The sequence below is a fragment of the Acinetobacter sp. ANC 4216 genome (genome assembly GCF_004331195.1).
GTDB classification, from domain to species: Bacteria; Pseudomonadota; Gammaproteobacteria; order Pseudomonadales; family Moraxellaceae; genus Acinetobacter; species Acinetobacter kookii.
On record NZ_SJOC01000033.1, the window covers coordinates 1 to 7,420 of the forward strand.

Genomic DNA, 7,420 nt, shown 5'->3' on the forward strand with positions numbered 1-7,420 from the left:
TATCATCGAAAGAACATGCAGTCTATACAGCTTTCTGAATCTGATGGATATCACTTGAAACAGCGCAATAAAATAGAAACCTTATTCAGCTTATTGAAAGGTCAATACAATCTGGTTACAAGCAAATCACGTAGTATTTCTGGATTTCTCAGTGGAATCTATGCATCGTTATGCGCATATCAACTTACCCATCAAAATAAGCCAAAAATTCAAATTATGGGATCAATGGCTTAAACAGGATTCGGGTTAAAGTAATCATGGTCAAAATTTCTATAAATTAAAATGAAAACCAAATAAATAAGCATCTGCTCACGAAAATAATTAAGAACAATAAATTTTAACTTCCTCCTAAAAATGGTAATGATTTTTTAATTAAAATTTATAATCAAGCCGAAGACATTCCTAATATTTTGAAAAATTATTTCAAAATAACACCAGTTAAAAGCTTAAAGATAATAATCTCTTTCATAATTGTTTACACCCTCCTTATTTTTACCATAGGAAGAATTAAAGGGAATTTATGAAAGCAGTTTTATATCCAATTCAATGATGCATTTAATATTTCAATATATTTTCATTGCAAAAATATTGCATTGTGACAAATATGCGTCAATGTACATTCTTGTAATCAAAGTTATATAGAATGTAACTATGTAATAGAACAATATTTAAATGGAAAGTTTAATACTTTATTTTTCAACTATATATTCATTAAATATCAAAGCTTACAATTTGTTTTCTTGCGAATTTTGCAAGTATTTTTAATCGAATTTCAAATGTAATAAAATAATTAGAATGAGACCTAATCTACACTTTCACTCTTTAACACCTTAAAATCTGAAATTTTTCAACCTTTAATCGGGCACAGATGCAAAATTCGATAAAAATAAAATAAGAATAAATTATGTAAAATTTATTTATTTTATGTAGCTTTAATAATAATTTTATCCCTCAATCATTTTTTTAATGATATTTATAAATTAATCGAACAATTAATAGACAGTTAATATGTGTAGCTCAAGTAATTATTACCCCCCTGATCAATATTATTCTCATAACTTGTTACAGTTTATAATCCCTTATTTATCCCGTGATAAAAAGTACTGTTTATTTCTGGATATTGATGGAACATTATCAGAATTTCATCCTGATCCCGCTCAAAGCTTTATTCCATTCACCACCTTAAACACTTTACAGCAGTTAAGTGATTCGAATGTTTCGGTCATCTTCCTTACGGGCCGTTCAGTCCAGGCTGCCTCAGAACTCCTGTTTCCTTTACAAATGCCTATTGCGGGTACGCATGGTCTGGAAATAAAAATCGATGACTACACTCAATTCAGCATTGCGACAGATGCCATTCATTTTTCTTCGCTGCAACATGATGTTCAGAAACGTTGTCGTCCCTACCCTCAACTGTTGATTGAAAACAAGACTTATTCTGTTGCCATTCATTATCGTCAATATCCTGAACTGGCCGATATTGCAAGACAAATTGTTGAAGAGGTCCTGAATACCCATCCTGGACTGAAAATAAATGAAGGCAAATGTGTATTTGAATTGCTGCCCAAACAGGCAGATAAAGGCCAAGCGATTCAAACGCTATTGGAATATTTAAATTTTGAGGATGTTTTACCTGTTTTCATTGGGGATGACAAAACCGATGAATCCGGTTTCAAGGTAATCAATCATTTGCAAGGTATCAGTATAAAAGTTGGACCAGAACCTACCCAGGCACATTACCGACTGAAAAATGTTGAAGATGTTGCTGATTTTCTTGACTTATTTTCACAATTCTTAAAAACACATTGTTTGAGACTGTCTCAAGTATCAGATGGAGAAAAAGCATGTCTAGATTAATCGTATTATCGAATCGTGTCAGTTTACCCCATCCCGATAAGTCTACCGCTGGCGGATTAGCAGTGGCATTGCAGGATGCACTTGCAGATATTGGTGGAATCTGGTTAGGCTGGAATGGTGAAAAAATTGCCAATCATCAACAACCGCATTTTAATCAAACCGAATATAAAGGTGTGGAATACGTTACATGTTCTTTAACCGAAGAACAGTACCAAAACTATTATTGCGGTTTTGCCAATAATACTTTATGGCCGGCAATGCATGATCGCGCCGATTTAATTGAATACCAGGCCCAGCAATATACGACCTATCAACAGGTTAACCAGCTATTTGCCAGACAGCTCAAACAAATGGCCGAACCCGACGATTTAATCTGGGTGCATGATTATCATTTTTTAAGTGTGGCGCGTTACTGTCGTGAAATGGGTATGAAAAATAGAATTGGGTTTTTCTTGCATATTCCTTTTGCCGGCTTAAAAATCTGGAGTTTAATTCCAACCGCCCTTTCCTTGATTCAGGACCTTTGCCAGTATGATGTGGTGGGTCTGCAAACTGAACATGACCAACAGCAGTGTATGCAAGTGTGTAGCCATTACTTGGCTACCCAGCCTATCAATACCCACATGTTAAACTTTAATCATCATCAGGTTACTGTGCAATGCTATCCCATCGGGGTTAACCCTGAACTGATTCAAAAAGTCGCCGGGCAAAAAGATGAAAATACTGCTGCCGTATTTGAGTTTGAGAACCTAAATGATCAGCAAACCATTATTAGTGTCGATCGCATTGATTATTCCAAAGGGTTAATCGAACGGTTTAATGCCCTGGAAGCATTTCTACAGAGCAATCCTGAATATCATAAGCATCTTACCGACATCCAGATTGCCTGTCCCTGCCGTATGGAAATTGCTGCATATAAAGATTTATTTGAGCATTTACAATCCAAGGTGGATTGGATTAATCAGGAATTTTCACAAGATGACTGGTTACCGATCAACTGTACCCATGCTACCATTTCACATGATGTATTAATGAAAATTTATCGGCAGGCCAATATTTGCTGGGTAAATTCTTTGCGTGACGGGATGAATCTGGTGGCTAAAGAATTTATCGCCGCACAGGATCCTGAAAATCCCGGGGTATTGATTCTTTCAAAATACACGGGTGCAGCAGCGCAGATGTCTGAAGCATTAATCGTCGATCCTGAAAATTGCAACAGCATGATTCAGGCATTAAAAAAAGCTTTAACCATGGCAAAATCTGAACGCTTGGAACGTTATCAGCAATTGATGAATGGTTTAAAAAGCTTTGATATCAATGACTGGCGTAATGCATTTTTAGCCGACCTGAAAGGCGTTGAAAAAGTGAATATCCTCCCGCCTGTCACTAAAAAATTCCTTTCTAAAATTGCAAATTATTAAATTATCGAAAAAGAAAATTTTATATTTGACCTGTAAAAAAACGAGCATATCCATTTGGATATGCTCGTTCAATTTAACAAGGTCAATTAAAACATCAGGCTGTTTTAACTTGAGTAAAATGGTTCAAGAAAGCAATGGTTAACAGTAATGTCGCAATAAATCCAAAAACCACAGACAAGCCCATCATTTCACTGCTGATCCCGACCAAAGCAGGTCCCAGTAATGAACCTGTATACGCCATGGTAGAAACACATGACAATGCGGCTGCTTTGGACATAACATTTTGACGGCCTACACGTGAAAACATTACAGGAACAATATTGGAACAGCCTAATCCCAGTAAAGCATAGCCTAATAAAACCACGATCCAGTGTGGAGCAACAACCACCGTAAACAGTCCTAGCGCTGCACAAATTGCGCTGTAGATGATGATATTTTTTTCACCTAAAGCCTTGATTAAATAATGTCCCGCAAACCGCCCGGAAGTCATGGCAATTGCAAAGCAGGTATAAGCCAGACCCGCTAAAGCAGGTTTTACGCCATATTCATTGATCAGATAAATCCCGCTCCAGTCCATTGCCGAACCTTCTGAAAGAAACGCAATAAAACACACCAGACCCATCAAAATAATTAAGGGGCTGGGTAATTTTTTAGTCTTGCTTTCAGCTTCAGCCGTATCAGTTTTTTGTTCCTTTTCAATGACCGATAAACTGTTAGGCACAGCCAATATGCTCAAAACCACCAATAAAAGACAAATGACCAAAGCACTCATCAAGGGGCTCACACCTGTTGCAAGTAAGGCAGTAACAGTCATGACTCCGGTCAGGCCACCTAAACTGCACATGCCATGAAACTGGGACATCATGCTTTTAGCGCTGTTTTTTTCCACAATGACAGCTTGTAAATTAATTGCCACACCCAGGCTACCTGCAGCTGTACCGAACAGGAACAAAGCAATGGCCATGATCAAGATACTGCTGGTTAAGGCAAAGGTAGGCAAAACCATCAGCAACAATAAAACGGCTACGGAAATAATGGCACGACAACCCGCTTTCTGGATCAGCAAACCTGTTGCAGGCATCGCCAGCATGGAACCAGCACCGATACATAGCAATAAAGTACCAAAATCGGCATGATTCAGGTGAAGTCGCTGCTGCGCATAAGGTATAAGCGGAGCCCATGCTGCGGTACTTAGACCTAAACTGAAGAAGCTCAGTAAAGTCGATAAACGCTGTGCAGAGTGCTGAGCTGCATGATCCAGATGTGCTGTTTTAGTTAAAAACATATGTGTGCCACCACAAGAAATAGGTTTTTTGGCCGTCCCTTTTCAGGATAATTCCCAGAGAAAAACCCCTGCAGACTTATAGATATTTTCTATAAATTTACAAGGGCTTTAATTTGGCGAAATTATACACAAAAAAAGAACAAATCAATCCTATTTTTTAGCCATTTTAAAAAATATTTTGTAACTGACATAGGGATATAATCAGCTCATAGCGTTAGGCGATCAATAAATTAAAAGCTTTAATCAAAATTAAAATAATTTAAACAAAACAATAATTTATATTTTTTAAATTTTTATCAACCTCATAAGATGATTGAAATTATTATAAAAATTATTCCAAAAATTTTCCTGATTTTTTCACAGAGTTTTATGGCCATTATTTAGAAGGAAAACTAAATTTAAATTTGTTGTTCATCACTATTTTTTATATTTATTTTATAAGATATAAGACTTAATCTTAAAATCACCCGAAGATTCAATATCTTAATTTTATGGTAAGCCTCTAGCTGCAGGCATGAACACAGCTTTAGCTCATTTTTTAATACTCACATCGACCAAGTTTTATCGGTGAATAACCTTCTTTCACCTTTCCTTTGAAAAGTAAAATGATTATTCAATTATATCGATGATTCGATAAAAAAAGCTCTATAGGTTTTATAGCTACAGAGCTCATTTTTTAAATACCAGTATTTTGATTTATTTTTTAGGCTAATGATTTTCAATCAGGCAAGGTTAAAGTGTTACAGATTCATTTTTTGATGGTCTGCATCCGGTTCATCAGTTTTACCCGTGATACTTCCTTTTACCACCTTAAACAGATGAGTGATTTTATTGTCAGTGACATTCCAGTATTCTGCGCTAATGGCTCTTGCCACTAAAACCCGTACACTCGGATCATCCTTTCCTTTAAACCAGTTTTCAGCCCATGGATTCCAGAGTTCATCAATCAGGCTAGGGTCTGTACTGATCTGTGCATGCGCACTAATCGACACATAAATCTCATCTGAAGGCTTGGCAAAGGATAGTCCAATATGATTTCGGCCCGACTCAATCGCATTCACCAGATCATTGCTATCTCGCAAGATAAAATACAGATTCTGGTGTTCATCCATCTGCTTAGAGTTGAGCATGGTCATGGGTTGGGAATGGATTTCCTGCGTTTCAGTAATATGACTGATCATGGAAAAGCGTACTTCTTTAATCAATTTCCATAATTTTTCGCGATTTTGATTATCTGTCATCATTTTTCTCCTCAAACAAGCCTATCAATGCTCTAGTTTTACGGTTTACTTCTGTTTCAGATTAATTATATTTTTCAGTTTGAATATCCTATCTCACTGATTTTATACATTTGCATAATAAAAGCTGTTAGCAATGATCATAAGAAATAACGAAGACCCATTCTGTTACATTCAGCTGGGAAGATTTTCAGATTGTTGAGATAAATAAGAATAAAAATGAGATACAGAAAAAAAGCCCCTAGCGCTTAACTTGGGGCTGTTTGAAACTTGCTTTAAACTAAGTTGGATTGATTCATCAAGGTCTTTCATTTTATAGCGCATGTACGGTTTTTTTCATACATACGGAATTGACCGATGATTGTTTTTGAGTGATCAAATGAATGGCTCTCCTCTGTTTATAGGGTAATTTATATAAAGCAGAAACTATGCCAAAAAACAAAATGAATGATTTCTGCAAAATAAAAAAGCCCTAAATTAAAATATGAGGCTTTTCAGTGGAATCTACCTATATTTGAATTAAATCTTATATCTTGATGTCAGGCTATTGCACCAAGTTGTTTCCTTTGCTTCTGGTCTTACAGATTTTTGACCTGATCTGGTTCATTAAAGGTCACACGGTAGTTTTGACGATGGTTTGACCAGAAATCTGCGATCGCAAAATGCTGGGTTAAGCGGTTATGCCAAACGGCAATGTCATTTTGCTCTCAACGATGACTCTAAATATATTACATCGCCTAAATCCATTTTCACCATTTCCCCTTTCACCATGACATAGGCATCGCTGTCATTGATCTATAATCAAGATTCAGCATAAGAAATAAAGAAAATTCGAGCGAAAGTCGATTATTGTTTTGAAGATGATGCGACCTTATTCGCTGTTTCAGCAAAAAAATGTCATGAATCATACGCATTCATGACATCTTCTGTAGACGTATGTGTCTATGATTATTTTGCTTTCTTATAGATAGAGCCAGAACCCACCAGATTTCCGGTTTTTTCGTCAATCGCAAAATCAACCACACCGGCACCTGCATTCACCTCAAGAAAACCATTTTCACCCACTGAAGCAGGAACAGGATTTTTCTTTTCAATTTTACCTGTCTCTTTATCTTTTAAAGTATTGGTAATGAAATAATGGTCACCATTTTTGGCAATCACCAGAGAATTTTCAAGTTTTGGATTTTCCACTGTATTTTTCCAGGTTCCCTGATAATCCGGTGCTTCCTTGGTACAAGCCGTTAATAATAGTAATAGTGAGATTGCTGAAAAATATTGAAGATATTTCAAAACTAAGACCTTGAATGTTACGACGCGGCCATTATAAAAAGAACACGCTGCTGATTAAGGGGCTTGTTGTAGGCAAAGCGTTTCGGCAGTACGGTCTCTGTTTTGCTTTCGTCATTTTTTGAAATTTATATCCACATTTCATCCCGCAGATTCAAATCCCAAGTGCGACACATTTGTAGTTAGTTGAAAAAGTTAGGTGTATTCGTAGAATCATTGGACTTTTTCAACTCGCAATTGGAAAGCACACAATGAAGAAATACACCCAACTTTCTCAAGATGAAAGATACGAAATTTATGCTACTTTGAAAAGTAAAAGTTCAATCGCTACC

General features: G+C 36.3%; 5 protein-coding genes and 1 pseudogene. 3 read left to right on the top strand and 3 right to left on the bottom strand.

Going from position 1 to position 7,420, the window contains the following annotated elements:
- The 3 genes and pseudogenes from E0H88_RS15660 to E0H88_RS15670 all read left to right on the top strand — a co-directional run.
- A pseudogene (locus tag E0H88_RS15660) lies at positions 1–234 on the top strand (IS982 family transposase); the annotation flags it as partial.
- 825 nt (positions 235–1,059) lie between these two features.
- Complete coding sequence (otsB, locus tag E0H88_RS15665; RefSeq protein WP_252152039.1) at positions 1,060–1,857, top strand: trehalose-phosphatase; 798 nt, start codon at positions 1,060–1,062, stop codon at positions 1,855–1,857.
- Positions 1,845–3,278: an alpha,alpha-trehalose-phosphate synthase (UDP-forming) gene (locus E0H88_RS15670; RefSeq protein ID WP_131275051.1), complete on the top strand. Its 1,434-nt coding sequence runs from the start codon at positions 1,845–1,847 to the stop codon at positions 3,276–3,278. The genes otsB and E0H88_RS15670 overlap by 13 nt, the downstream gene beginning before the upstream one ends.
- A gap of 94 nt (positions 3,279–3,372) precedes the next feature.
- Here E0H88_RS15670 and E0H88_RS15675 read toward each other — a convergent pair whose 3' ends face one another.
- The 3 genes from E0H88_RS15675 to E0H88_RS15685 form a co-directional block, all read right to left on the bottom strand.
- Positions 3,373–4,563, bottom strand: coding sequence for an MFS transporter (locus E0H88_RS15675; RefSeq protein ID WP_131275053.1), 1,191 nt, complete (start codon positions 4,561–4,563; stop codon positions 3,373–3,375).
- Between the two features lie 740 nt (positions 4,564–5,303).
- The gene (locus tag E0H88_RS15680; RefSeq protein ID WP_131275055.1) at positions 5,304–5,804 is read right to left on the bottom strand and encodes a pyridoxamine 5'-phosphate oxidase family protein; all 501 of its coding nucleotides are present in this window, start codon (positions 5,802–5,804) and stop codon (positions 5,304–5,306) included.
- Between the two features lie 945 nt (positions 5,805–6,749).
- The gene (locus tag E0H88_RS15685; RefSeq protein ID WP_092819619.1) at positions 6,750–7,091 is read right to left on the bottom strand and encodes a DUF2147 domain-containing protein; all 342 of its coding nucleotides are present in this window, start codon (positions 7,089–7,091) and stop codon (positions 6,750–6,752) included.
- Between the last annotated feature and the right edge of the window lie 329 nt (positions 7,092–7,420).